This is a genomic window from Plantactinospora sonchi (genome assembly GCF_036422035.1).
GTDB lineage: Bacteria > Actinomycetota > Actinomycetes > Mycobacteriales > Micromonosporaceae > Plantactinospora > Plantactinospora sonchi.
This window is the reverse complement of record NZ_JAZGQK010000021.1, coordinates 313,654-337,693: the sequence shown is the minus strand read 5'-3', so window position 1 is coordinate 337,693 and position 24,040 is coordinate 313,654. Positions and strand designations below refer to the sequence as shown.

The 24,040-nt window shown below is 72.2% G+C and carries 17 protein-coding genes; 7 read left to right on the top strand and 10 right to left on the bottom strand.

The window, feature by feature from the left end; genetic code table 11:
- Positions 1–52: 52 nt before the first annotated feature.
- Together V1633_RS24785 and V1633_RS24780 are read right to left on the bottom strand one after the other, a co-directional pair.
- The gene (locus V1633_RS24785) at positions 53–634 is read right to left on the bottom strand and encodes a TIGR03086 family metal-binding protein (RefSeq protein WP_331216780.1); all 582 of its coding nucleotides are present in this window, start codon (positions 632–634) and stop codon (positions 53–55) included.
- A 62-nt stretch (positions 635–696) separates the two neighbouring features.
- The gene (locus tag V1633_RS24780) at positions 697–3,564 is read right to left on the bottom strand and encodes an ATP-binding protein (RefSeq protein WP_331216779.1); all 2,868 of its coding nucleotides are present in this window, start codon (positions 3,562–3,564) and stop codon (positions 697–699) included.
- 181 nt (positions 3,565–3,745) lie between these two features.
- Between V1633_RS24780 and V1633_RS24775 the strand changes: the two genes are divergently transcribed.
- The 3 genes from V1633_RS24775 to V1633_RS24765 all read left to right on the top strand — a co-directional run bounded on the left by V1633_RS24775 (position 3,746) and on the right by V1633_RS24765 (position 5,305).
- Entirely contained in the window at positions 3,746–4,102 is a 357-nt protein-coding gene (locus V1633_RS24775; RefSeq protein ID WP_331216778.1) for a VOC family protein, read from the top strand.
- A gap of 171 nt (positions 4,103–4,273) precedes the next feature.
- Positions 4,274–4,750 (top strand): iron chaperone, encoded by a 477-nt coding sequence (locus V1633_RS24770; RefSeq protein ID WP_331216777.1) that lies wholly within the window; start codon positions 4,274–4,276, stop codon positions 4,748–4,750.
- Positions 4,751–4,861: 111 nt separating this feature from the next.
- Positions 4,862–5,305, top strand: coding sequence for a pyridoxamine 5'-phosphate oxidase family protein (locus V1633_RS24765; RefSeq protein ID WP_331216776.1), 444 nt, complete (start codon positions 4,862–4,864; stop codon positions 5,303–5,305).
- Positions 5,306–5,632: 327 nt separating this feature from the next.
- On the opposite strand, the gene V1633_RS24760 is transcribed toward V1633_RS24765, so the two are convergent.
- From V1633_RS24760 to V1633_RS24750, 3 genes are all read right to left on the bottom strand, one after another.
- Positions 5,633–5,902, bottom strand: a complete 270-nt coding sequence (locus tag V1633_RS24760) for a PLD nuclease N-terminal domain-containing protein (RefSeq protein WP_331216775.1) — start codon at positions 5,900–5,902, stop codon at positions 5,633–5,635.
- A 64-nt stretch (positions 5,903–5,966) separates the two neighbouring features.
- Entirely contained in the window at positions 5,967–6,815 is an 849-nt protein-coding gene (locus V1633_RS24755; RefSeq protein ID WP_331216774.1) for an ABC transporter permease, read from the bottom strand.
- Complete coding sequence (locus V1633_RS24750) at positions 6,812–7,732, bottom strand: ATP-binding cassette domain-containing protein (RefSeq protein WP_331216773.1); 921 nt, start codon at positions 7,730–7,732, stop codon at positions 6,812–6,814. Before V1633_RS24750 ends, V1633_RS24755 begins: the two co-directional genes overlap by 4 nt.
- Before the next feature lie 109 nt (positions 7,733–7,841).
- Here V1633_RS24750 and V1633_RS24745 point away from each other — a divergent pair, with 109 nt between their 5' ends.
- Both V1633_RS24745 and V1633_RS24740 read left to right on the top strand, forming a co-directional pair.
- Positions 7,842–9,065, top strand: coding sequence for a sensor histidine kinase (locus V1633_RS24745; RefSeq protein ID WP_331216772.1), 1,224 nt, complete (start codon positions 7,842–7,844; stop codon positions 9,063–9,065).
- Positions 9,062–9,769 carry a response regulator transcription factor gene (locus tag V1633_RS24740; protein ID WP_331216771.1) on the top strand — a complete coding sequence of 236 codons (708 nt, stop codon included), beginning with the start codon at positions 9,062–9,064 and terminating at the stop codon, positions 9,767–9,769. Before V1633_RS24745 ends, V1633_RS24740 begins: the two co-directional genes overlap by 4 nt.
- Positions 9,770–9,802: 33 nt before the next feature.
- On the opposite strand, the gene V1633_RS24735 is transcribed toward V1633_RS24740, so the two are convergent.
- The 5 genes from V1633_RS24735 to V1633_RS24715 form a co-directional block, all read right to left on the bottom strand.
- The gene (locus tag V1633_RS24735; protein WP_331216770.1) at positions 9,803–10,393 is read right to left on the bottom strand and encodes a copper resistance CopC family protein; all 591 of its coding nucleotides are present in this window, start codon (positions 10,391–10,393) and stop codon (positions 9,803–9,805) included.
- Between the two features lie 139 nt (positions 10,394–10,532).
- Positions 10,533–11,777 carry a Dyp-type peroxidase gene (locus tag V1633_RS24730; RefSeq protein WP_331216769.1) on the bottom strand — a complete coding sequence of 415 codons (1,245 nt, stop codon included), beginning with the start codon at positions 11,775–11,777 and terminating at the stop codon, positions 10,533–10,535.
- Positions 11,774–12,346: a copper chaperone PCu(A)C gene (locus V1633_RS24725; protein ID WP_331216813.1), complete on the bottom strand. Its 573-nt coding sequence runs from the start codon at positions 12,344–12,346 to the stop codon at positions 11,774–11,776. The genes V1633_RS24730 and V1633_RS24725 overlap by 4 nt, the downstream gene beginning before the upstream one ends.
- Before the next feature lie 164 nt (positions 12,347–12,510).
- Positions 12,511–13,998: a PepSY-associated TM helix domain-containing protein gene (locus V1633_RS24720; protein ID WP_331216768.1), complete on the bottom strand. Its 1,488-nt coding sequence runs from the start codon at positions 13,996–13,998 to the stop codon at positions 12,511–12,513.
- 216 nt (positions 13,999–14,214) lie between these two features.
- Entirely contained in the window at positions 14,215–16,692 is a 2,478-nt protein-coding gene (locus tag V1633_RS24715) for a M14 family zinc carboxypeptidase (protein WP_331216767.1), read from the bottom strand.
- 621 nt (positions 16,693–17,313) lie between these two features.
- Between V1633_RS24715 and V1633_RS24710 the strand changes: the two genes are divergently transcribed.
- Positions 17,314–20,595, top strand: coding sequence for an endo-1,4-beta-xylanase (locus tag V1633_RS24710; protein WP_331216766.1), 3,282 nt, complete (start codon positions 17,314–17,316; stop codon positions 20,593–20,595).
- Between the two features lie 305 nt (positions 20,596–20,900).
- Positions 20,901–23,834: a glycosyl hydrolase gene (locus tag V1633_RS24705; protein ID WP_331216765.1), complete on the top strand. Its 2,934-nt coding sequence runs from the start codon at positions 20,901–20,903 to the stop codon at positions 23,832–23,834.
- Positions 23,835–24,040 lie beyond the last annotated feature (206 nt).

The following is a 24,040-nucleotide window of genomic DNA, read 5'->3' as shown; positions in this document are numbered from 1 at the left end:
ACGTCGGCCTGGCCCGGGCCGTCGCGACCCGGGCCATGTCACGACAGGCCGGTCACCGCGACGTCGGCGTCCAGAACGGATCACGGCCGATGAACCCGAGCAACCGCGTTTGCGCGTCCGCACCGTCCGGGACGGGGACCCGTGGGCCGTACTGGCCCGAGCCGCGCATCGCGTCTTCGATCGCTTGCATGCCGGCCAGCAGTACCGCGCACTCCTCCGGATCCAGTCGGTCGTCCTGCCCGGTGGCGCGGGCCAGATCCCAGGTGTGCATGTACAGATCGGAGGTGTAGAACCGGTCGATGGCCTGATCGAGAGGCACGTCGCCGACGTGCCGGTTGGTGAGCACCCGTCGCGGGGTCTCCGGGTCATCCAGCAGCGCCCGCACCCCGGCGTGATGGTCCCGCCACGCCGTCACCGGGTCGTCGTCCACGCTCGGCCCCTTCGGCAGCTCGACGCCGGCGCCGCTGGCGAGAAACGGCGGCAGCCACTCGACGAGGTGACGCACCACGTCGCGGGCGGTCCAGTCGGCCACCGGGGCAGGCGCGTCCCAGTCGCCGACACCCTCGACGCGAGCGGTGAACACCGCCGCGATCTGGCGGTGCCGCTCCACCGGGGACAGCTCGGGCGACGACATCGGCAACGTCCTCTCGGGATGCGCGACGGGAACGGGATTCGAGTCCGCGGACGGCCCGGAGACTACCCGCCCGCCGCCGTCGGGGCGAGGCCGTTGTCGGCCAGGGCAGCCGCGCCGGTCGCGGCGTACTCACCGCCGGTGAGAACGAGCGTCCGCGCCCACTGGTAACGGCAGCCGGCGGCCTCGAAAGCCGCCGCGGCGGCGAGCAGCCGGTCCCGGTCACCGTCGAGCAGCGCCTCCGCCCGTGCCAGCTGGGCGCCCGCGATCGGGTTCCCGGCCACGATCGTCCGGGCGGAGGCGATACGGCGTCGCGCGTCAGGGTGCCCGGCGAGCGCGGCCGCCTCGGCGCGTAGCGCCACGTACCAGTGCAGCCAGATCCAGGTAACCCATTTCCACACGTGTTCCGGCTCGGCGGCGACCCGATCCAGCGCCGCTGCCACCCGGCCGTGATGGAGCTGGACGGTGGCGTCGAAAACGGCGCCGTAGCCGGCGCTACGCTCCGGCGTCGCACCGAGCTGGTCGGCGATGGCCAGCCACTCCGCCCGGGCGCGGTCATCGCCCCGCAGACCGTGGACCATCGCGACCGCCGCCGCGGCGGCACCGAGCCGGGGCGCGCGCAGCCGGCCGGTGCGCTCCCACGCGTCGAGGAACCGCTCGCTCGCGGCGAGCACGTCGTCCACGTCGCCGGCGAGTGCGTCGACCGTCAGCAGCCAGGACGTGGCGTAGTGCCCCACCTCGGCCAGCAGCGGCAGGTCAGCCAGTTGCCGGCCCCATCGTCTGGCCGTCGGCAGGTCCCCCACGCCGAGACTGCTGTCGATCCCCGAGACCAGCGCGTCGGTCAGCTCGTGCGTGCTGGCCGGGCTCACCGGCACCGACGAGAGCAGCGCCACCCTGCCCCGTGCGGTGGCCGCGGCCGCGAAACTGTCCCCCGCCCAACTCTGCGCGCCGGCCAGCGCGTCGAGAGCGGCGGAGGTGGCCAGCGGGTCGTCCGCCCGACGGGCCAGCTCGACCGCCCGCGAGGCGGCGGCGATCGTCCCGGTGACCCCGTTCTCCGACGGGCCCTGGTCGGAGCCGAACGCGTCGGCGAGCACACCGGCCTCGGCCAACGCCACCGCGGCGTCGATGGCCGGGTCGCCGCCGGCCAGCTCACGGGCCGAGGCCAGCAGGGCCGCCGGCTCAGCCGGTGGTGGAATCCGGGTGAACGCGCCGGAGAACCGGTACGCGGTGGTGGCCGCCGTCGCCAGGTCGAGAGCGGCGCCGGCCCTGTCGCCGGCCCGGCCGGCGGCGTCGGCGGCCGCGCGGTGCAGGCGGTACATGTCGTCGCCGAGCAGCCGGCACCCGGCCACCGCCGCGGCGCACCGCAGCGCCACGGCGGCAGCGGAGAGGTCGTCGGTGAGGGCCGCCGCCTGCTCGTACCGTTGCTGCGACTCACCGACCAGGTTGCGGGTGAAGGCGAGCTCGGCCAGGGCGACGGCCAACCGGTACGCGTCGGCGCGGTGCTCGGGGACGCCAGCCGCCCAGCCGAGCGCGGCCCGCAGATCGTCGGCCACCGCGTCGAACCGGATCCGCCAGGCCCCGTCTCCCGCCGCCGCTCCCGACGACCGCTCCGGCTCGGCGTGTCCGACGCCGCGCCGCGCCTCGGAGCCGTCGTCCGCCAGCTCGGTCGCGGTCGAAACGCACCAGCTCAGATGTCGGGACCGGAGCTCGGCGAGTTCGCCGGCCCCGGTCAGTCGCTCCATCCCGTACTGGCGGATCGTCTCCAGCGTGCGATAACGGGTACCGTCCACGGCAGGGGCCGCCGTCAGCAGGCTCTGCTCGGTGAGCCGGGCCAGCCCGTCCACCACCGTGGCCCGGTCCAGTGGTGCGAACCCGGCCACCCGCGCGGCGGCGTCCACCGTGAACGGCGCCACGAAGACCGCGATCCGGCGCAGCAGCGTACGGTCGTCCGGCTCCAGGAGGGCGTGGCTCCAGTCGAGCATGGCCCGTACCGACCGGTGCCGGTCGGTGGCCCGGGCACCCCCGGTCAACAGCCGCAGCTGGTGGGAGAGCACCTCGGCGAGACCGTCCAGACCGAGCGTGGGCAACCGGGCGGCAGCCAGTTCGATCGCCAACGCCACGCCGTCCAGCCCCCGGCAGATCTCGGCGACCTGGTCACGCTGCTCCGACGGCACAGGCCAGCCCACCGCCGCCGCCCGGTCCAGGAACAGCGCCACCGCGTCCGAGTCGCCGTCGCCGGTCAGGGACAGCGGCGGAACGGGATGCACGCGTTCGAACGGCACCATCAGACGGGCCCGGCTGGTGGCCAGCACGGTCAGCCGTGGACAGCCGGCGAGCAGCCGCTCCAGGAACGGCGCCACCCCGTCCCGCACGTGCTCACAGTTGTCCAGTACGAGCAGGGCGTGCCGGTCGGCCAGCGCGGCGATCACCGACTCGTCCATGCCCCGGCTCTGCTGTTGGCCGATGCCGACGGCCGCGGCCACCGCCGCCCCGACCATCGCCGGGTCGGTGATCGGGACCAGGTCGACGAACCACACCCCGTCGGCGAAGTCGCCCGCCGCCTCCGCCGCGACCGCCAGCGCCAACCGGGTCTTCCCCACCCCGCCCGGGCCGACCGCGCTCACCTGCCGGTACGCGGTGACCGCCTCGGCCAGCGCCGCCCGCTCCGGTATCCGGCCGACGAACGAGGTCACCGGCGCGGGCAGCCCGGCGGCCACCGCGCCGCCACGCGCGGCCCGGTTCCACTCGGTGGCGAGCCGCGCGAGCGCCCGCCGGTCGAGCGCACCGAGCTTGCGCAGCAGCGAGGACACGTGGGTCTCGACGGTACGGACGGAGATGAACAGCCGTGCGCCGATCTCCGCGTTGCTGAGATGTTCCCCGAGCAGAGACAACACCTCGGCCTCCCGCGCCGAGATCCCCGCCTGAGCTACCACGGGCCCCATCCTGCCGTATCCGTGCCGATCTACGTGGTGGTCCCCGTGGCCGGCACGGATGTCGGGCCGACGCGACCGGGCGACGCTTGAGCCGTGATCATGACCGGCCGTTTCCGGGGCCGATCCGATCAGACGATCCTCGCCACTGCGGGCCGAGAGGCCCACGAGTTCAGGAGTGACCATGACCGGCTCTTCCACCCAGGGAATCAGGACCGTGCTGCATCCCGTTTCCGACCTGGCGACGGCCAGGGAGGTGTACGCCGCGCTGCTCGGTGTGCCGCCGCAGACCGACGCGTCCTACTACGTCGGATTCGAGGTCGACGGCCAGCACATCGGGCTGGTGCCGGGCGGCGGGCCGCAGGGCATGACCTCGCCGGTCGCGTACTGGCACGTGCCGGACCTCGAGGCGAAGCTCGCCGAGGTGACCGCCGCGGGCGCCACGGTCCGGGAGCCCGTACGCGACGTGGGTGGCGGCCGGCTCGCGGCCACCGTCACCGACCCCGACGGCAACGTCCTCGGACTGCTGCAGGACCGGTGAGCGACCGGAGCGGTGCCACGGAACAGCGGGGCACCGCTCCGGTCGGTGGCCGGTACCGACGTCCCGACCGATCGACCACCCCGAACCGCCGGATCGGCCCTGGCACCGCCCCGGGCGGCGCGCCGGTCCCGACGGTGGTGTCAGACAACCCGCCTGAGAGGAAGACCTGCGATGAGGAACACGACCACGTCCACCGACCGCGCCACCGCGGCCGGAGAGACGTCCGAACGATTCACCGACGAGGAGCGGGCCGCGATGAAGGAGCGCGCCCGTGAACTGAAGAGGGGCGTTCGCCGCGACCCCCGTACGGCCAGGGCGGACGCGGAACGCGAGGTGCTCGCGAAGATCGCCGAGATGCCGGAGGCGGACCGGGTCATCGCCGAGCGGCTGCACGACATCGTCAGCGCCAGCGCGCCGGTCCTCTCGCCGAAACTCTGGTACGGCATGCCCGCGTACGCGAGGAACGGCAAGGTCGTCTGCTTCTTCCAGAGCGCGCAGAAGTTCAACACCAGGTACGCGACCCTCGGCTTCAGCGACCAGGCGGACCTCGACGACGGCTCGGTGTGGCCGACCGCCTTCGCGCTGAAGGGTCTGACCCCCGCCGACGAGGCGACAATCGCCGCGCTGGTGGCGCGAGCGGTGAGCTGAGCAGCGGCGGCCGGGATCACGGCCGCACGCCGGCTCGCCCCGGCGCCGGCCCGGCTCGGCACCCCTTCCGGCAACCCCCGTCATCATCCGGACCGACAGGAGGCTCGACGCATGACACCCCCGCCCCGCACGCCCAAGCAGCGTAAACAGGACACGCTGCGGCGGCTCGCGCACGATGTCGACGCCTGGGTGGCCACCGCCGACCCGGCGGGAACGCCCTATCTGGTTCCGCTGTCGTTCCTCTGGGACGGCGAGACACTCCTGATCTCGACGGCGGCCAGCAACCCCACGGCCCGGAACCTCCGTCCCGGCGGGCGGGTCCGCCTCACCGTCGGGACGACCCGCGACGTGGTGCTCGTCGAGGGATCCGCGGTGATGGCCGACGAGGTCAGCGACGACGTCGGCGACGCGTTCGCCGCGAAGACCGGATTCGAGCCCCGGAAGCTGCGGAACTACCCGTACTTCCGCATCCGACCGGAGCTGATTCAGGCCTGGCGCGAGGCCAACGAGATCACCGGCCGGGATCTGATGCGCGGCGGTGTGTGGCAGGTGTAGGGGCTCCTTCCGATGTCGCCGGTCGGAACCCGTACCCGAGCATTCCCCGTACCCTCCGTCTCCTCGGCCGCCCCCGGTTGGGCGGCCGAGGAGACTCGGCACGTGTCCGCAGGATGGTGTGGTGCAGCCTGATCCCGTGAACCTCGGCCCGGCCGACGATCCCTCGACTCCGGACCCCGGACTCGTCCGTCGGCGGCGCGGTCCGGGGGGTGCGGCGGCCAGAGCCGGACATCGGGTACGACATGCCTGCCGGTCACCGGCGGCAGGTCAGTCGCCGGTGGTTACCGGGACCGCCACCGACGGCCGGCCGTGGTGACCGGCGAGACCCTATGACCCGGAACGCTCCCCTCCCCTGGCCGCCGCGTTACGGCCGACCAGGAACCACAGGACAACACCGAGCAGCGGGGCGAGGACCACCAGCCAGGTCCAGAGGGTGCGTGAGTCGTCACTTCTCGGCGAGTGGATGACCTGCCACACCGTGAACATGACCAGGGCCAGGTAGGCGGCCATCAGGACGACCCAGAGGATGATCCCCGCGACCGTCGTACCGGTGTCGGCGGCGGCGATCCCGTGGCTGAGGCTGTCGAGGTGGGACATCGGTTGTCTCCCTGTCAAAACTCGGAAGGGCGGTCGGGTCAAAAGGGCGGTCGGGGAGGTCGGGTCAGGACGCGTCGCGACGGCGGAAACTGAGCGTGCCCGCCCCGAGCGCGACGACCACGTAGGCGACCAGTACGACGGCCGCGCCGGCCTGTGACAGCAGGTACGGGTGGTCGGCGCCGGTGAGCTGTGGTGTCAGGTTCGGCAGCAGGATCGAGCTGAACCTCAGGTGCCACGTCGTCGGCAGGAAGTGCGCGAAGGCCGGTGCCACCAGGACGAGGCCGCCCAGGGTCACCAGCGTCGACGCGGTCGAGCGGAGCACCGCTCCCAGGCCCAGCGCCACGGTGCTGGTGACCATCGCGACAAGCGCCGCGCAGAACACCGCCGGCATCGCGTCCGTCCAGCTCTGCCAGGGGTTGAGCGGCGCGGGACGGTCGCCCAGCAACAGGGTCGCGCCGGTGAAGGCGAGCAGTGCGAACAGCAGCCCGCCGAGCAGACCCACCACCCCGGACACCGTCGCCTTGGCGCCCAGCAGTATCCGGCGCTGCGGCACGGCCAGCAGGCCGGGGCCGATGGTGCCGGTGGTGAACTCCGTCGTGATCAGCATGGCGCCGACCGAACCGATGAAGAACCCCACGAACGGCATCACCGCCACTGTCGGGTCGGCTGTCTCGAAGTTCGCCTGCTCGGCCGCCGTCGCCTGGTCGAAGCCCTGGATCAGGAAGAACAGGACGAGCATCCCCAGCAGGGTCGCCGCCACGGCGGCGGCGAGGAACGCGTACGTCGACCGGAGGGTCCGCAGCCTCATCCACTCGGCGGCCGTCGCGTCCCGGAACACCTGTGCGAGCGACACGGTCGGGGTCAGCGCCCGACCGGTGTCCGTCCCGGCCGGAGCGTCTCTCAACGTGGTCACGACCGGGTCCTCCGCTGCGTGGCGGCCGGATACTCGACCACCTCACTGGTCAGCTCGAGGTAGACGTCCTCGAGGGTGGCGCTGCGCGGCGTGAGCCCGTGCAGGGGGATCGACGCGGCCGCGGCGACGTCGCCGATGGTGGGCGCGTCCACGCCGACCGCGACGAGCCAGCCGTCGTCGGTGGTCGTGACGGACGCGCCGAGGCCGGTCAGGATGGGGGCGAGTTCGGCCGCCCGTGGCGACCGTACGAGCACGTCGCGTTCGAACCGGTCGCGCATCTGCGTCACCGAGCTCTCTTCTAGCAACCGGCCCCGGCCGATGACCAGCACATGGTCGACGGTGAGCGCCATCTCGCTCATCAGGTGGCTGGAGAGCAGCACGGTGCGGCCCTCCGCGGCCAGCTCCCGCAGGGTGGAGCGGATCCACCGGATGCCCGCCGCGTCCAGTCCGTTGAGCGGCTCGTCGAGCAGGATCACCGCCGGGTCGCCGAGCAGTGCGCCGGCGATCCCGAGGCGCTGCCGCATGCCGAGCGAGAACCCACCCACCCGCTTGTGCGCCACGCCCGCCAGGCCGACCTGCTCCAGCACCGCGGTCACCCGGGCCTTGCCGATGCCGTTGCTGCGGGCCAGGCAGGCGAGGTGGTGGAAGGCGGTACGGCCGGGATGGGCGGCACCGGCGTCGAGCACGGCGCCCACCTCGCGCAGCGGGTGGTGGATCCGGTCGTACCGACGATTGCCGATCAACGCCTCACCGGAGGTCGGATGATGGAGGCCGAGAATGATTCGTAGGGTGGTGGACTTGCCCGCTCCGTTCGGACCGAGGAAGCCGGTCACCACTCCGGGACGGACCTCGAAGGACAGTTGGTCCACCGCCAGGGTGGGCCCGTACCGCTTGGACAGTTCTCTTACCACGATCACAAAGAAATGCTGTCAGGGGCGGGTGGTCGCAGGCGTCTGACCATGGTCGGAAATCCATGTCCTACCACGGTCATACGCGCTGTCCTGGCTGCGGCTATAGCGTAGGAGCATGGTTTCCAGGCAGGGCCGAGTCCCGCCGCGACCGCTCGGATCCGACGTACGCGCCACCGTGGTGGACGGGGCGGTGGCCGTCGTACTGGCGTACCTGGCGGTCGACGCCATGCTCGATCCGCCGGGTCCCGCCTTCACCGGTCCGGTGTGGGTGGCCTGGCTGACCGGCGCGGCGGTCGGGCTCCCGCTGGCGGTCCGCCGCCGGTGGCCGCTGCCGGTGCTCGGCTGGGTGGCCGTGGCCGCCGCGACGGCGACCGCGCTCGGCGTCGTCGGCATCGGGGTCATCCCGGTGACGTACGCGCCCGTCGCGCTGGCGCTCTACACGGCGGCCACCGTGGCGGGCCCGGTCGTCGCGACGGTCGCGCTCGCCGGCAGCCTCGCCGCGCCGGCCGCCACCATCCCGTGGCTCTACCGGACGGCGGGGATCGGAACGGCGGACGCGTACGGGAGCGAGGTGCCACTGTGGTGGCAGGTCGAGCTCGGGGTGACGGCCGTGGTGGTGACCACGGCGTGGGCCACCGGCCGGCTGGTCCGGTGGCGCCGGACGGTCCAGGCCGACCTCGCCCGCCAACTCGCCCGGGACGCGGTGGCCAACGAGCGGCTGCGGATCGCCCGGGAGCTGCACGACATCGTCGGGCACAGCATGAGCCTGATCGCGGTGAGAGCCACCGTGGCCAACCACATCGCCGAGCAGCGACCGGCTGAGACGCGGGCCGCGCTGGTGACCATCGAGCGAACCAGTCGGGCCGCACTGACCGAGATCCGCCGGCTGCTCGACGTACTACGGGCGGACAGCGACGATTCGGGCGCCGACCTCGGCCCGTCGCCCGGAACCGCCGACCTGTCCGAGCTCGCCGACCGGCTGCGGTCCGCCGGGTTGCGGGTCGAGCTGCGCCTGGACGGCGCCGACGACCTGCCGCAGGCGGTCGACCTCACCGTCTTCCGGATCGTCCAGGAGTCGCTCACGAACGTGATGAAGCATGCGAACGCCGACCACTGCCAGGTGACCGTGCGGGCCCGGGACGGTGGCGTGCGGATCCAGGTTCTCGACGACGGCCGTGGGCCCCGGCCGGCCGGCCGACGCTCCGCCGGGCAGGGTCTCATCGGCATGCGCGAGCGTGTGACGATGTACGGCGGCACCCTGGCCACCGGACCAAGGCCGGAGGGCGGTTTCCAGGTGGTCGCCGACATCCCCTACGTCGCGGCGGAGGAAACCGTATGACGGAGCTCTCCTCCACATCGGACGAGCCGGTCTCCTCGGACATCGGCGTGCTGCTCGCCGACGATCACGCCCTCATGCGGGAGAGTTTCCGGGCGTTGCTCGACGTGTCGCCCGGTTACGTCACCGTGGGTGAGGCGGGCACCGGCACCGAGGCGGTACGGCTGGCCCGGCGGCTCCTGCCCGACGTGGTGCTGATGGACGTCCGGATGCCCGGCATGGACGGCATCGAGGCGACCCGGCGGATCTGCACGGATCCGGAGACCGCCTCCGTACGGGTGCTCATCCTGACCACCTTCGACCTGGACGAGTACGTCTACGCCGCCCTGCGGGCGGGCGCGAGCGGATTCCTGGTCAAGGACGCCACCGCGGCCGAACTGCTGGCCGGTATCCGGGTGGTCGCCTCCGGCGAGGCGTTGCTGGCGCCCCGGGTCACCCGGCGGCTGATCGCCGCGTTCGGCCGTCAGGGTTGGCCGGCGTCCGGTACGCCGCCCCGGCTGAAGGTCCTCACCGAGCGGGAACGTGAGGTGCTGTCCCTGATCGCCCGTGGGTTGTCCAACACGGAGATCTCGCAACACCTGCACGTGACGCTCGGCACCGTGAAGACCCACATCGGACGCCTGCTCAGCAAGCTCGCCGCCCGGGACCGGGCACAACTGGTCATCACCGCGTACGAGACCGGTCTGGTGACGCCGGAGCCGCGCTGACCGCTTTCCGGTACGGCGACGCGACTCCGGTGCTCACCGAGTGCCGGCCCGCCGCCGTCGCAGTCGTACCACCACCCCGACCGCGATCACCCCGGCACCGGCGACGCCCGCGGCCCACCACTGTCCGGTTCCGGAACCGGAGTCGCTGCTCGCGGCCGGCACCGCCGCAGCGGTGGAGTCCGTCGCGGTGGTGGTCGGCGCGGTGGTGGTCGGCGGCGGTGTGGGCGGCGCGGTGCGGGGTTCCTGTCCCGGTGGCAGGGCGAGGGTGAACCGGAACTGGCCCTCGATCGGGTGACCGTCCGTGGAGACCATCCGGTACGCGACCCGGTAGTCCCCGGACGGCAGCGACGCGACCGGCTGGCGTACCTGCCTGTCCACCACCTGGGGCTTACCGGTGCTGTACCGGGATCCACCCGGCCCGGTGATCACCACGGTGCTGAGGTTGCCCCGGACGAGTTCACTGAAGGTCAGGGTGACCTGGGTCAACGCCCGGGTGACGGTGGAGTCCGCCTTCGGGTCGCTGGCCGTCAACCGGGCGTGCGCCAAGGCCGGTACGGCGGCTGACAGGACAGCCAGCACCGCACCGACGCCCAGCATGGCCAGGGTGACCGCTCGCCGTCGCACTGTTCGACCGGACACTGCTCAACTCCTCATCGCATCGACACGCCCATGAGATGGTCGTCCGGCGGGCGCGCCTGGTTCCCGCCGTGCCGGTACCAGCCCGCCCGACCACGGAACCGGTGTGGGCGGGCTGGTACGGGTCTCACCCCAGCAACCGCTCGCCGATCCAACCACCGGGCGCGCAGCCGGGCGGGACGGCGAAGACGGCCGAGCCGATCGGGGTGATCCACTCGTTGAGCAGGTCCTGTTCGGCGAGCCGTCGTTGGATCGGCAGGAACTGCCGGTTGATGTCGGCCTGGTACGCCGCGAAGATCAGGCCGCTGTCCGCCCGTCCGGCGGCGTCCGGGGCCCCGTCGTAGTTGTACGGCCGCCGGAGGATCTTCAACCGGTCGTCGCTGACCCGGGCCCGGGTCAGGTGGGAGAAGTCCGGGATCACCGGCAGCCCGGCCTCGTTCAGCGCGGCGAAGTCCGGCTCGTCGTGCTCGTGCCGCCCGGTCAACGGCGCACCGGTGTCCAGCCGCCGACCGACCGCGAGTTCCTTGTCGGCCCGACCGAGCTTGTCCCAGGTCTCCAGTTCGGCCCGGATGCGCCGCAGCACCAGGGTGCTGCCGTCGCGCAGCCAGTCCGGACCGTCGTTGACCCAGACGGCCTGGTCGAAGGCGGTGGTCCCGGAGCGGGGGTTGGCGGTGCCGTCCAGTTGGCCCAGCACGTTGCGCTGGGTGTGTGCCGCCGCCTGTACGCCCCGGCTGCGCCGGAAGCCTCGCTGCACCCACCGTACGGAGCCGAACGGGCGGGTGTCCTTGATCAGCATCCGTTGCGCGTGGCTGACCGCCAGCGGATCGTCGGCGCAGATCTGCAACAGCAGGTCGCCGCCGGACCAGGCCGGGTCCAACCGGTCGATCCCGAACGCGGGCAGCTCGGCGACCGACGGCGGACGCCGCTCGTCCCGCCCGGCCGCCGCGTACAGACCGGGGCCGAAGCCGAACGTGACGGTGAGCCGGGCCGGCAGCACGGCCAGGTCGGGTTCGGTGTCGGCGAGCGGTGCCCGGCCCTGGGTCAGCCGGGCCGCGTCGTCGGTCAGCAGCCGCATCATCCGGCCCAACGCCGCCCGGTCCACTCCCCGGCGCAGGGTGAACCCGACGAACGCCGCGTGCGCCTGCGGATCGGTGGCGACACCGGCCTGCCGGGGGCCGTGGAACGGCTCGATTGCCGTACCGATGTCGGTGCCGGCCGTCGGCCCGGCGGTGACCGGCGCGGCCGACCGGGTGTCGGCGGAGGTCGCGGCGATACCGACGGCGGCGCCGGCGACGGCACCGCCGACGCCCAGGGCGCCACCGGTGAGCAGTCCGCGCCGGCTCAGCGGTGACGCCTCGGAACGGCTGTTCATGCCGCAGGGCTGGTCGGCATGTGGGAGCCGGGGTCGTAGCTCTCCTCGGCACCGGTGAACGGCTTGGCGACCGCGGTGAACCGGGCGATCTTCCCGTCGGCGAAGGTGAGCGTGAAGGTGATCTCGTCGCCGGCCCGGACCGGCCTGCTGAGGTCCATCAGCATCAGGTGGTCGCCGCCGGGCTCCAACTGATGGCTGCCTCCGGCCCTGATCGTGATGCCGCCGGCCTTGGGCTGCATCACCATCCTGCCGTCCTTCATGGTCATCTCGTGCACTTCCATCGGCGACACGTCGGTGCTGACCCCGGTAATCGTGACGTCGGCGTCGCCGTCGTTGACCAGCGTGCCGAACGCCGCTGTCATGCCCTCGTCCGCGGCCTTCACCCACGGGTCCCGGACGGTGACCGGGTTCGCGGGGGTGGTCGCCGACGCGGACGGACCGCTTTCGGCGGCGGGTGACGTCGACCCGCCGCATCCGGCCGCGCCGAAGGCGACCGCGGTTGTCGCCGCCAGGGCCGTGGCCAGGACCGTCAGACGTCGTCGTGTGCCGGTCGGTGCCGAGATGTGCATGTGTTTCCTCCGGTAGTCGTACCTCGCTTTACTACAGGTCGTCGTAAATTGCCGTCCGGTTCCCGCCACGTCCGGGTTCCACTCGGAGGTGTGACGGCGGAACGTGACCGGCCGGCCCGCCGGCACCGGATGCGGTGCCGGTGGGCCGGCCGGGTGGTCGGTCCTCAGCCGCCGACCGGGGTGGGCGAGGTCGGTACCGTCGCCCGGGCCCGTCGGCGGCGCGTCAGACCGACCGCCGCGTCGATCACGAGGAACGCCGCCAGGCTGACGCCGAGCAGGGGCAGGGCCCAGCCGACCGCGATCGCCGACACGGCGGCGACGACCAGGGCACCGGGGTGGGCCTGCCGCCAGGCACCCCGGGCCGGCGGCGCACCCAGCGCGCCGGCCCGGTCGACCCGGATCGGCCGGCGTTGCCACCACATCCGGTACGCCCACCCGGTCACGCACAGCAAACCGACCGCCAGCGCCGCCAGCAGAAGCTGGTTGACCAGTCCGAAAAGGTTTCCCATGTGGAAGGCGACGCCGAGTTTCGACAGTCGCGCCAGCAGGGGCCAGTCGGCGAAGTCGCTGCGGGCCGTGACGGCGCCGGTGGCAGGGTCGACGGCGACCCGGTCGAAGCCGACCGGCCACCTCGGGTCGTTCTGGGCAACCGTCCACGCGGTGCCGGGTTCGGCGGGGAGGGTGGCCTCCACCAGGCCGGTGAGACCGGCCCGCCGGGCGGCGGCGACGACCCGGTCGACGTCGGCCGGGTCGGCGACACCGTCGGTGTGCGCCGGTGCGCGGTGGTGGCCGCCGCCCGGCTCACCCCCGGCGGGTGCCCCGGCCAGCGTGGTGTCGAGTTGTGGGCTGTGCGCGTTGAACGCGTTCTGGAGCACGTCGAAGTTGGCTCCGGCGTACCGGGACCAGGTGAGGCCGGTGGCGGAGAGGACAAGCAGGCCGATCGCGAGCCACAAGCCGGTGGCGGCGTGCCAGCCCCGGGTACGTCGTACGCCCCGGCCGGCGGCCAGGTCGGGCAGGGCGATGCGGCGCAGTCGCTGCCGACGGCCGTTCCACTGTCGCCGCAGCCACAGGGTGAGCCCACCGAGTACGAGCACCCACAGCCAGGAGGCGGCCAGTTCGGAGTAGTGCCGGCCGACCGTGTCGAGGTGGAGGTTGCGGTGCAGGTCGTCGATCCAGGTCATCAGCGGGGTCTGCCCGAACCAGGTGGTCAGGGTGCCCCTGACCTCGTTGGTGTACGGGTCGACGTACACCGTGTGCTGCTTCTCCCCCAGTTCGGGCAGGGAGAAGACGACCCTGGTGGTGTCCGTCGGCTCCACCGGCGGGACGACCGAGGCGAGCGCGCCCTCCGGATGGGCGGCCCGGGCCGCGGCGACCTGCTCGGCCAGTGGCCGGGCCGTCGACGTGACCTGGTCGACGCGGAGTTCGTCGGCGTAGACCAGCCGGTCCAGTTGTGGGGTGAAGACGAACGCCAACCCGCTGAGCGCGGCCACGACGAGGAACGGTGCCACCAGGATCCCGGCGTAGAAGTGCATCCGCAGCACCAGCGGGGTGATCGACCGACGATCGTGGTCCGTCCGACGGAGCGGCGGAGCGGGGATCGCGGCCGGCGTCGGTGACCGGGGATCCGACGGCGGACTGACTGTGGTGGACACGGAAACCTCCCGATGGGCTTCGGACGTACTGCTGGCGCATGCCCGACCACCCGTCGGCCCGGCATCGAAAATCACCTATGTAGTCGCGATGGTGGGCGCGGAAGTTCCCGCGCCCTTCGGGAGTCGGGCAGGCGCGTCCGCCCGGCCGCAGACACGACACTGCCCCGTCGGTGCGGGCGAACCCGCACTGACGGGGCAGTGGTCACCGGACGGGCGTTACCCGCGGATCGTGATCGTCGCCGTCCGGTACCTGTTGCGCCGGTCCTTCTTCGTCGGGTCGTAGTTCTGCTCGATGTTGCCCGCCGCGTCGACCGAGAACCAGTTGAACGTCGTCGTCTCGGTCACGTGGAACACCTGGCCCGGCTCCCGGAACTCGGTCGCCTCGTAGCGCGGCGACTGGAGCGTCGGCCGGCTGCCGTCCGTGGTGTAGTAGATCGTCGCCGGCTCGTTCGTCTCGAAACGCACGTCGACCGGCCCGGAGTACCGTCCGTCGCCGGGAACGAGCCGGGACGTCGGGTCCTTCTTGTCCCTGCCCCACTCCGCCGCGACCCGGAACATCTCCATGATCCCGTTGGCGTACTCCATGGTCTCGGCGTGGCCGCTGACGAGCTGGGGATCGCCCTCCCACACCGGCTGGAACGAGCCGCCCTGCCAGTTGCCGGTGGCCGGGTTGTAGATCGACCCGCCGACCTCCCAGCCGAAGGCGTAGATCCCGTACGTGTGGTACAGGTCCTCGCGCACGTTGCCGGCGGAGGAGTAGAGGACGTCCGACGAGCCGCCGACGTTCTCCGGCGTCACGACGGTCTCCCGGTGTGCCTTGACCTGCGACAGGATCCTGGCGGCCGACTGCCAGTAGAACGCCTCGTCACCCAGCGGCGGGCGCGGCGTGGTGATCCGCCCGTCCGCGATGTACGCACCGGGCTGCCAGAACAGCTGGCCGCCGTTGGAGTGCACCGACATCATGAACTTGATGTTCGAGTACTTCTCGACCAGCCAGATGATGTTCGCGGCCTCGGGCTCGGAGAGCTTCTCCGGTCCCTGGAAGGTGTCGCTGACGCAGCTCGTCGACGCACCCGCGTAGCCGTCGTGGCCCGACCCGACCCGGTAGTTCCGGTTCAGGTCGACGCCCCAGGAGTTGCGCCGGGCCGGATCGGCGTTCTCGTCCGGGCAGTGGTTCGTCATGTTCCGGCGCTGCGAGGCGAAGTTGTAGAAGCTGTAGTTCGCCCCGTCGGGGTTGTTCGACAGGATCAGGAAGATGTCGGTGTCCTCGACGATCTTCCTGGTCTCCCGGTCCGACCGGTAGTTGTGCACCAGCCGCTCGGCGGTCTCCAGCGTGGTCGTCGCCGGCACCCACTCCCGGGCGTGGTCCTGCGCCTGGATCAGGACACCGGGCTTCTTGCCGTCGCGGTGCTTGCCGATCCGCAGCACCGGGATCGTGGCCGGGCCACGCGGCACCTCGCCCTCGGGGGCGCCCACCCGCTTCTGGTCCAGGAAGTCGGTCAGCGCCACCGGTGCGGGCGTTGCCGCGACGATGCCGGTGCCGGTGTTGGTGCGGTACGGGTGCGCCCGGTCGATCAGACCCTGGGACCCGGCCTCCAGCGCGGCCGCCACCTCGGCGGCCGTACTCGCGAGTCCGCCGGAGGCGTCCTTGGCGAGGAGTACCCGGACCGCCTCGCCGACCACCTCGACGGTGAGCGGGAGATCCGCCCCCGGCCGGTCCACGAACTCGACGGTGATGTCGTTGCCACCCTCGTGGCCCCAGGCCGCCGAGCTGACGACAACCGCGGCCTCCCCGGTGCCGCCGATCGTGGCCTGCGCCTTGCGCTGGTAGCCGTTCGTCTGGTTCGGCAGGTAGATGATCCGGGCGATGTCCGGGTACTGCCGGGCGATCTCGTGGGCGCGGGCGTAGAGCTGCTGCGGGGTCCGGTAGCCGTCGACGAAGTCGTACCGGTAGCCCCGGTTCTCCGTCAGCGGCGGCGGAGCGTCCTCGAGCCAGTCGGAGACGTCCCCGACGGCGACACCGCCGGTCGAGCTGGTGACCCGGATCTGGCTCGGACGCTGGTCGAGCTTGAACAGGTTCCGGTGGAACATGTACTGCCCGGAGTCGACGAACCGGCTCATCGTCCGGGCGAAGCCGAACGCCGTGCCGCGACCCGAGTTGTTCTCCAGTTGCATCTCGACGACCGGGTCCGCCTGCTGACCCTCGGTGGTCCGCGCCTCGACGTAGAGGAAGCCCTGGCCCTTCGTGGTGAACCAGTCGGCACGGACGACGCGTACCGTCGCCTCGTGGCTGGCCGGCTGGGCGGCCCGCGCGCCGGAGACCTGGAAGCCGCCGTCGGCCTCGTCGCTCCAGGCGAAGCTCTCGTGGTCGTCGAGGATCTCGACGCCCATCGCCTCGAGTTCGGCGACCTGCCCGGCGGTCACCACCGCCTCGCCTTCGATGCCGGTGGGCACCCGCCGGAGGCCGTGCTCGAGGTCGAAGCCGGCGGCGACCACCTTGTCCAGCATGTCGGCGCCGGTCAGCTGGATGCGTACCAGGCGTACCCGCTCTTCGCCCTCGAGTGGGGACCGCCCCGAGCCGGCCGTGGCGGTGGCTCCGGTGGGATCCGCGCCTGCCGGCGGGGTCGCCATGAGGACGCTTCCCACCAGGGCGGACAGCGTGAGAAGCGCGATACGCGATCGCGTACGTCGCATGCTTCCCTCCTTCTTGTTGCGGCCTGTGGTTGGTATCGTGGCCGGCCCGTCTCGGGCCCGGCCGATCCGTTCAGGACGGTGGTGCTCGGTCCGCCCACGGTGAGCCCTGCCACGACGACGGTCGCCGCCGTACGGGGGATCGAGTGGGCTGGGTGCGGTGAGCGTATGTGCATTTCTCGCATCGCCGGGCCGGGTGAACCGGATCTTGAGCATTACTTGAGCTTGTCGGCCGACCCCGCCTCCGGTGGCCGGTGCGCCTCCGCACCGTCGGCACCGGCCACCACGCCCCGGTCTGCTGCCTCCGCCGGCCACGAACCCGACCATCACACCCGCTCCGGTTCCGAAACACCACAGGTCCGAAATTCCGAAACTTCCGGCGCCCCGACCAGCTCGCCGGAATTGAGAGCGCCGGATCGGGCCCGCGTCTCGACTGGCACGCGTCACCCGGTTAGCATTCGCGCGTCTGGATCTGCCGGAACGTTTTCCAGGCACCGCCCACGCGCCGTTCCGCCCGGGTAGGGAGCCCCTTTGACGCACCTCCGAGACACCTCGACCCCACCATCTCGAAGGCTAGCCACCCTTGTGGCATTTTCCCTGTTCAGCCTGGTCGGATCGGTCGCTGTGGCGACTCCCGCCCAGGCGGAGGACAGGGTTGTCCTGGCCAACGACTTCGAGTCCGACTCGTACGCCCCGTGGGGCCCGCGCGGACCCGTCACGCTCGCGATGGCACCGGAGGGACGGGAGAGCGCGAATAGCCTTTCGGTCACCGGCCGCACCGCGAACTGGCAGGGTGCCGCGACAGATGTGACCGCCATGTTCGAACCCGGCGCGACGTACCTTATCAGCGCATGGGCGAAACTTCCGGCGGGTACCACCGGCCCGGCCGGCGTCCACTTCACGGTCGAGGCGACCCCGACCGGCGGCGGTGACAGCACCTACACCTGGGTCGGCGACAACGTCCCCACCACCGCCGACACCTGGGTACGGATCGGCGGCAGCTACACCGTGCCGGCGGGCCTGGACTCGGCCACCCTCTACGTCGAGGCCGAGGGCAGCACGCCGTACCTGCTCGACGACGTCAGCATCACCACACCGGACGGCACCGGCGGCCCCGAGCCGGGCACGGTCGTCATCAACACCGGCTTCGAGGACGGGCTCGACGGCTGGGCCCCACGCGACGGTGGCCCCGGCGCCCCGACCGTCGAACTCACCGACGTCGCGCACGGCGGTACGTCCGCGGCCGTCGTCACCGACCGGGTGAACCAGGGCGCCGGCATCGGCCGGGACGTCAGCAGCCTGTTCGAGACGGGTGTGACCTACGAGTTCAGCGCGTGGCTGCGGTTCGGCGAGGGCCAGCCGACCGACGACATCTGGCTCAGCCTGGCCAGTACCGCCGACGGCAGCCAGTCGTTCAGCACCCTCGCGCAGTTCGCCGGGATCATGAACAGCGGCTGGACCGAGGTCACCGCGAGCTTCACGATGCCGGCGGCCGACAGCGCCCTGCTGTACCTCGAGTCCCGGTGGCAGGACGGCGAGGCCGGGAACACCAGCGACTTCCTCGTCGACGACATCGTCGTACGGGTGCCGGAGCCGCCGGTCATCGAGGACCTCACGCCCATCCACGAGACCACCGACTTCCCGGTGGGCGTCGCGATCGACAGCCGCGAGACGGTGGGCGCGGCCGCCCAACTGCTGACCCGGCACTTCACCAACATCACGCCGGAGAACCACATGAAGCCGGAGGCGTGGTACGACGCGGAGCGCACCCTCCGCCCGCACGACCAGGCGATCGCGCTGATGGACTTCGCCCGGGACAACAACCTCGGCCTCTACGGCCACGTGCTCGTCTGGCACAGCCAGACCCCGGCGTGGTTCTTCCAGGACTCCGCCGGCGCCCCGCTCAGTACGTCCTCTGCCGACCAGCAGGTCCTCCGTGACCGGCTGCGCACGCACATCTTCGCGGTCGCCGAGTCGCTGAGCGACCGGTACGGCCCGTTCGGCTCCGACACCAACCCGCTGAACGCCTTCGACGTCGTCAACGAGGTGGTCAGCGACAGCGGCGAGTTCGCCGACGGTCTACGTCGGAGCGAGTGGTACCGCATCCTGGGTGAGGACTACATCGACCTCGCGTTCCAGTACGCGGACCAGGCGTTCAACGACGTCCACGCGGTCGCCGGCACCGACCCGGTCACCCTGTTCATCAACGACTACAACACCGAGCAGAGCGGCAAGCAGGCGCGTTACAAGGCGCTCGTGGAACGGCTGGTGGCGCGCGGGGTGCCGGTCGACGGGGTGGGTCACCAGTTCCACGTGTCGCTGGCCACCCCGGTCAGCAGCCTCGAAGCCGCGCTGGCCGCGTTCGGGGACCTGCCGGTGACCCAGGCCGTCACCGAGCTCGACGTCACGACGGGCACCCCGGTGACCCAGGCGAACCTGATCGAGCAGGGCTACTTCTTCCGGGACGCGTTCCGGATCTTCCGGGAGTACGCCGACGACCTGTCCGTGGTCACCGTGTGGGGCCTCACCGACGGCCGGTCCTGGCGGTCGGGCAGCGGCGCCCCACTGGTCTTCAACGACAGCCTCCGGGCAAAGCCCGCGTACCACGGGGCGGTGGACGGCGATCTGCCGGCACGGCTGCGTACGGCGAACGTCTTCGCCGGCGACGTCGCCCTCTCCGGGGCCGCCACGTCCGACCTGACCTGGCGCAAGCTGCCGCTGCACCCGGTGGAGGAGGTGGCCGAGTTCCAGTTGCGCTGGGCCCCTGACCACCTGACCGCCTTCGTGACGGTCGACGACGCCGCGGCCTCCACCGGCGACGAGGTCAGCTTCGTCCTGGCCGACCGGACGTACACGGTGTCGCGGGACGGCACCGGGGACGTGCCGGCGGTGGCGACCGAGCGGGACGGCGGCTACGACATCGTCGCCCATCTTCCGTTGACCGACGCGGCCCAGGGCGACACGCTCACCCTGGACGTCCGGGTCAGCGACGACGGCACCACGTCCGGCTGGAACACCGAGGGGGCGTCGGGCACGTTGACCCTGGTCGAGGAGCTGTCGTACCTGGAGGTCAGGCAGGCCCGGACAGCTCCGGTCATCGACGGTGCGGTGGACGCCGCCTGGGCCGACGCCCGGGAGGTCACCACCGCGAAGCAGGTCTCCGGCGTGGACGGCGCGATCGCCACGGTCCGCACCCTCTGGCGGGACCAGACGCTCCACGTGCTCGCCGAGGTCGCCGACCCGGTGGTGGACGTCTCAGGTTCCGACCCGTGGACCCAGGACTCGGTGGAGATCTACGTCGACGCGGGGAACGCCAAGAACGGCCCCTACCGCTACGACGACACCCAGATCCGGATCAACGCCGACAACGTCGTCTCGTTCGGCACCGGTGACGAGGCGTTCCAGGCCGGCCGGCTGACCAGCGCGGCGGTCCGCACCGGGACGGGTTACACCGTCGAGGCGGCGATCAGTCTCCTGGAGTACGGCGGCCAGGACACGTTCCACGGCCTGGACTTCCAGGTCAACGACGCCTCGGGCGGGGCACGTACCGCGATCCGCAACTGGGCCGACCCGGTGGGCACCGGATACCAGACCACGGCCCGGTGGGGGGTGGGCCGGCTGGTCGGCCCGGCCGAGGGCAACGTCGACCTCGTGGTCAAGAACTCCACGCAGTGGGGCTCGGACAGCGGTGGCGGCTACTGCGCGACCATCGTCGCCACCAACCGGACCGACAAACCCGTCGACTGGTACGGCTACGTCGAGCTCGGCGGCGAGATCTACGACGCCTGGAACTTCCAGCGGCAGGTCCAGGATGACGGCAGCTACCGGGTCAGTGGCGTGGGCTGGAACAAGAGCCTGAAGCCGGGTGCCAGCACGGTCAGCGTCGGCTACTGCGCCAACTGGTGACACCGTCGGTGGCGCCCCGCTGAGGGCGTCCCGCACGACGTACCGCCGATCGGCGGGAGCGTGCACCGCCGGTACGGGTCTGCGGGCAGCGGACCCGTACCGGCGGCCGCGTGGAACGGGTCGGTTCCCCAGCATCGTGCAGACGGCGCCCGGCCGGCGGGATTACCGAAATCCGGGGCGTTTGTCCGGATGTGAAAATCGGGCCGCCGTATCGACAGATCTCTGTGTCTTTGATGACCTTTCCGCAACAATCCAGCAATACCCGGGAAGTCTTCCCGACCCGTGCCGCCCCGCCCGGAGGCATCATGAACCGTCCCCACCACCCCCACCGTCCCCACCGGCCAGGCCGCCGCCTGGTCGCGCTCGCCGCCGCGGCCGTCGCCGCCGTCGCCGTCACCCTCGTCGCGCCCAATGGCGCCGACGCCGACCCGCTCGGCGCCGGCAGCTACACCACCGCCCGCCCGGCCGGCGCCGCCGGCCCGTCCGGCTGCGCCGACCTCGCCACCAACCCCCGGCGGTACGTCACCGCCAACGCCCCGGCCGGGGCCGTGCCGACCAACGACTGGTGGTCGGCACTGCTGTTCAAGCGCACCGACTGCGCCTACTCCCCGCCGCTGCACGCCCACCCGATGTCCTTCCAGCCGGCGGCCGGCGGGCTCGGCGTCGGCTACACCACCACCGCCACCGTCTCCGGCACCCCGACCACGGTCGGCGAGTACCACTACCCGTACAGCACCGAGTTCACCCTGGGGGTGACCGGGCTGAACTCCCCGGACGCGAAGGTGGACGGCTGGACCGACTGGACCGTCTCGCCCTACTGGTCGGATGGCGCCCGGACCCTGCGGGCCACCGTCGGGCACGGCCTGCCGTTCGTCTACGCCCAGGTCACCGGCGGCAACGCCCAGCTCGCCTTCGGGGCGACGCCCACGGTCTGGACCAACAGCGGCGCCCGGATCGGCTTCACGGTGCGCGGCCACGACTACGTCGCGTACGCCCCGAGCGGCGCGACGTGGACCGTCGCCGGCAACACCGTCACCTCCACCCTGGCGGGCCGGGGCTACTTCTCCGTCGCCCTGCTCCCCACCACCACGACCACCCCGGCCGGCGACCGGACCGCCCTGGCCGACAGCTACGGCCGGTACGCCCACGCACACGTCACCGGCACCCGGGTCGACTGGCGGTTCGACCAGGCGACCAGCACCGTGCACGCGACGTACACGCTGACCACCACCGCCCGGGAGGGCAGCGAACGCAACACCGTCACCGCGCTCTACCCGCACCAGTGGAAGAACCTCTCCGGTGGCGCCCCGATCCCCCAGACGTACGTCTCGCCGCGCGGCCCGCTGCGCACCCTGGTCGGGGTCGGTTCGTTCGGCACCGCCATCCGCTACCACGGGGTGCTGCCCGAGCTGCCCGCAGTGGCCACCTCCGGCGGCGCCGACCTGGCCACCCTCGGCGGCTACCTGGACCAGGCGGCCACCGGTGACCCGCTGGCCGGTTTCGGCAACGACACCTACTGGACCGGCAAGGCGCTGGGCCGGGCCGCCCGGCTCGCCGAGATCGCCGACCAACTCGGTCGGACCGCCCAGCGGGACCTGCTGCTGAACGCGATCCGCACCCGGCTGACCGACTGGTTCACCGCCTCGTCCGGCGAGACCGGGCGGCTGTTCCACTACGACCGGGCCTGGGGCACGCTGGTCGGCTATCCGGCGTCGTACGGTTCGGACCAGGAGCTGAACGACCACCACTTCCACTACGGCTACTACATCGCGGCCGCCGCCACGCTCGCCAAGTTCGACCCGGGCTGGGCCGCCGCCGACCGGTACGGCGGCATGGTCAACCTGCTGATCCGGGACGCGAACGGCGTTGACCGGTCCGATGCGATGTTCCCGTTCCTGCGGGACTTCGACATCTACGCGGGACACGACTGGGCCTCCGGGCACGGCTCGTTCGGGGCCGGCAACAACCAGGAGTCCTCCTCGGAGGGGATGAACTTCGCCAGCGGGCTGATCCAGTGGGGACTGGCCACCGGCAACACCACCGTCCGGGACGCCGGCCTGTTCATCTACACCACCCAGGCCCAGGCGATCCAGGAGTACTGGTTCGACTCCGCCAACCAGAACTTCCCGGCCTCGTTCGGGCACAACACCGTCGGCATGGTCTGGGGCGACGGTGGCGCGTACGCCACCTGGTTCAGCGGTGAGCCGGAGATGATCCAGGGCATCAACATGCTGCCGATCACCGGCGGCTCGCTCTACCTCGGCTACCGGCCGGCCTACGTCACCACGAACTGGAACGAACTGGTCACCAACAACGGCGGGCCGCCGACCGTCTGGCAGGACATCCTCTGGTCCTTCCAGGCGATGGCCAGCCCGGACGCCGCACTGGCCAGCTTCCGGGCCAACCCGGGCTACTCGCCCGAGGAGGGCGAGAGCCGGGCCCACACCTTCCACTGGCTGCGCAACCTCGCGGCGCTCGGCCAGGTCGACACCACGGTCACCGCCAACACCCCGCTCTACGCCGTCTTCACCCGGGGCGGGGCCCGCACCTACGTGGCGTCGAACATCACCCGCAACCCGATCACGGTGACCTTCTCCGACGGCCGGACCCTGACCGTGCCGGCCGGCCGTACCGCCACCACCGGGGCGCACACCTGGAGCGGCGGGAACGCCGGCGGCGGCACGCCCAACCCGACCCCCACCCCGACGCCCACCCCGACCCCGACCGACCCGCCGACCACCAGCAACCGGCTCTTCGTCCGCTCCGCCGGGGCGTTGGCCGGCACCCCGGGCACCGGGGCGGGTACGGTCACCCTGCCGGCCGCGAACGGCAACCACGACGGCACCCCGACCAACCCGGTCACCCACCGGGTGTGCGGGCTGACCGGGACGTACCAGGGCGGCGGAGCGACCAGCTTCGCCCTGTACGTCGACGCGGGCACCGCCGTCGGGGCCGGGGTGCAGGCCCGGATCTCGTACGACTTCACCGGCTCCGGCAGCTACGGCCGGACCGAGACGTACGCCTACTTCGCCACCGACCCGGTGCCCGGCACCGAGGTCTACACCCAGGCCGCCGGCGTACGAACCGTCTCCGGCGGCTTCGCCGCGTTGAACCGCGGCTGCGTACGCCTGGAGGTGTGGAACGCGATCGGGTCGGCGCCCACCACACTGCGGATCGACGCGACCGCCGCCCAGGGCGCCCAGTCGAGTGTCACCATCCCGTTCGCCCTCTCCGGCTGAACCGGCACCGGCGGTGCGGGCCCCCGCCCCGCGCGCCCCCCCCCCCCGCCCGCCCCCCCCCGGGGCCCCGGCCCCGCCCACCCGCCCCGGGCCCCCCCCCCCGGCTCACCCGCCCCCGGCGGTGCGGGCCCCGGCTCTCGGAGCCCGCACCGCCGGACGGCACGCCGCGGTGCCCCGGGCAGCGACGACCTGCCCGGGGCCGTCCG

Excerpts from the sequence above, each read along its gene's own strand:
- V1633_RS24785 (WP_331216780.1), bottom strand. The coding sequence starts at position 634 with ATGTCGTCGCCCGAGCTGTCCCCGGTGGAGCGGCACCGCCAGATCGCG.
- V1633_RS24715 (WP_331216767.1), bottom strand. The coding sequence starts at position 16,692 with ATGCGACGTACGCGATCGCGTATCGCGCTTCTCACGCTGTCCGCCCTG.
- V1633_RS24705 (WP_331216765.1), top strand. The coding sequence starts at position 20,901 with ATGAACCGTCCCCACCACCCCCACCGTCCCCACCGGCCAGGCCGCCGC.
- V1633_RS24745 (WP_331216772.1), top strand. The coding sequence starts at position 7,842 with ATGGTTTCCAGGCAGGGCCGAGTCCCGCCGCGACCGCTCGGATCCGAC.
- V1633_RS24770 (WP_331216777.1), top strand. The coding sequence starts at position 4,274 with ATGAGGAACACGACCACGTCCACCGACCGCGCCACCGCGGCCGGAGAG.
- V1633_RS24740 (WP_331216771.1), top strand. The coding sequence starts at position 9,062 with ATGACGGAGCTCTCCTCCACATCGGACGAGCCGGTCTCCTCGGACATC.
- V1633_RS24775 (WP_331216778.1), top strand. The coding sequence starts at position 3,746 with ATGACCGGCTCTTCCACCCAGGGAATCAGGACCGTGCTGCATCCCGTT.
- V1633_RS24730 (WP_331216769.1), bottom strand. The coding sequence starts at position 11,777 with ATGAACAGCCGTTCCGAGGCGTCACCGCTGAGCCGGCGCGGACTGCTC.
- V1633_RS24765 (WP_331216776.1), top strand. The coding sequence starts at position 4,862 with ATGACACCCCCGCCCCGCACGCCCAAGCAGCGTAAACAGGACACGCTG.
- V1633_RS24725 (WP_331216813.1), bottom strand. The coding sequence starts at position 12,346 with ATGCACATCTCGGCACCGACCGGCACACGACGACGTCTGACGGTCCTG.
- V1633_RS24760 (WP_331216775.1), bottom strand. The coding sequence starts at position 5,902 with ATGTCCCACCTCGACAGCCTCAGCCACGGGATCGCCGCCGCCGACACC.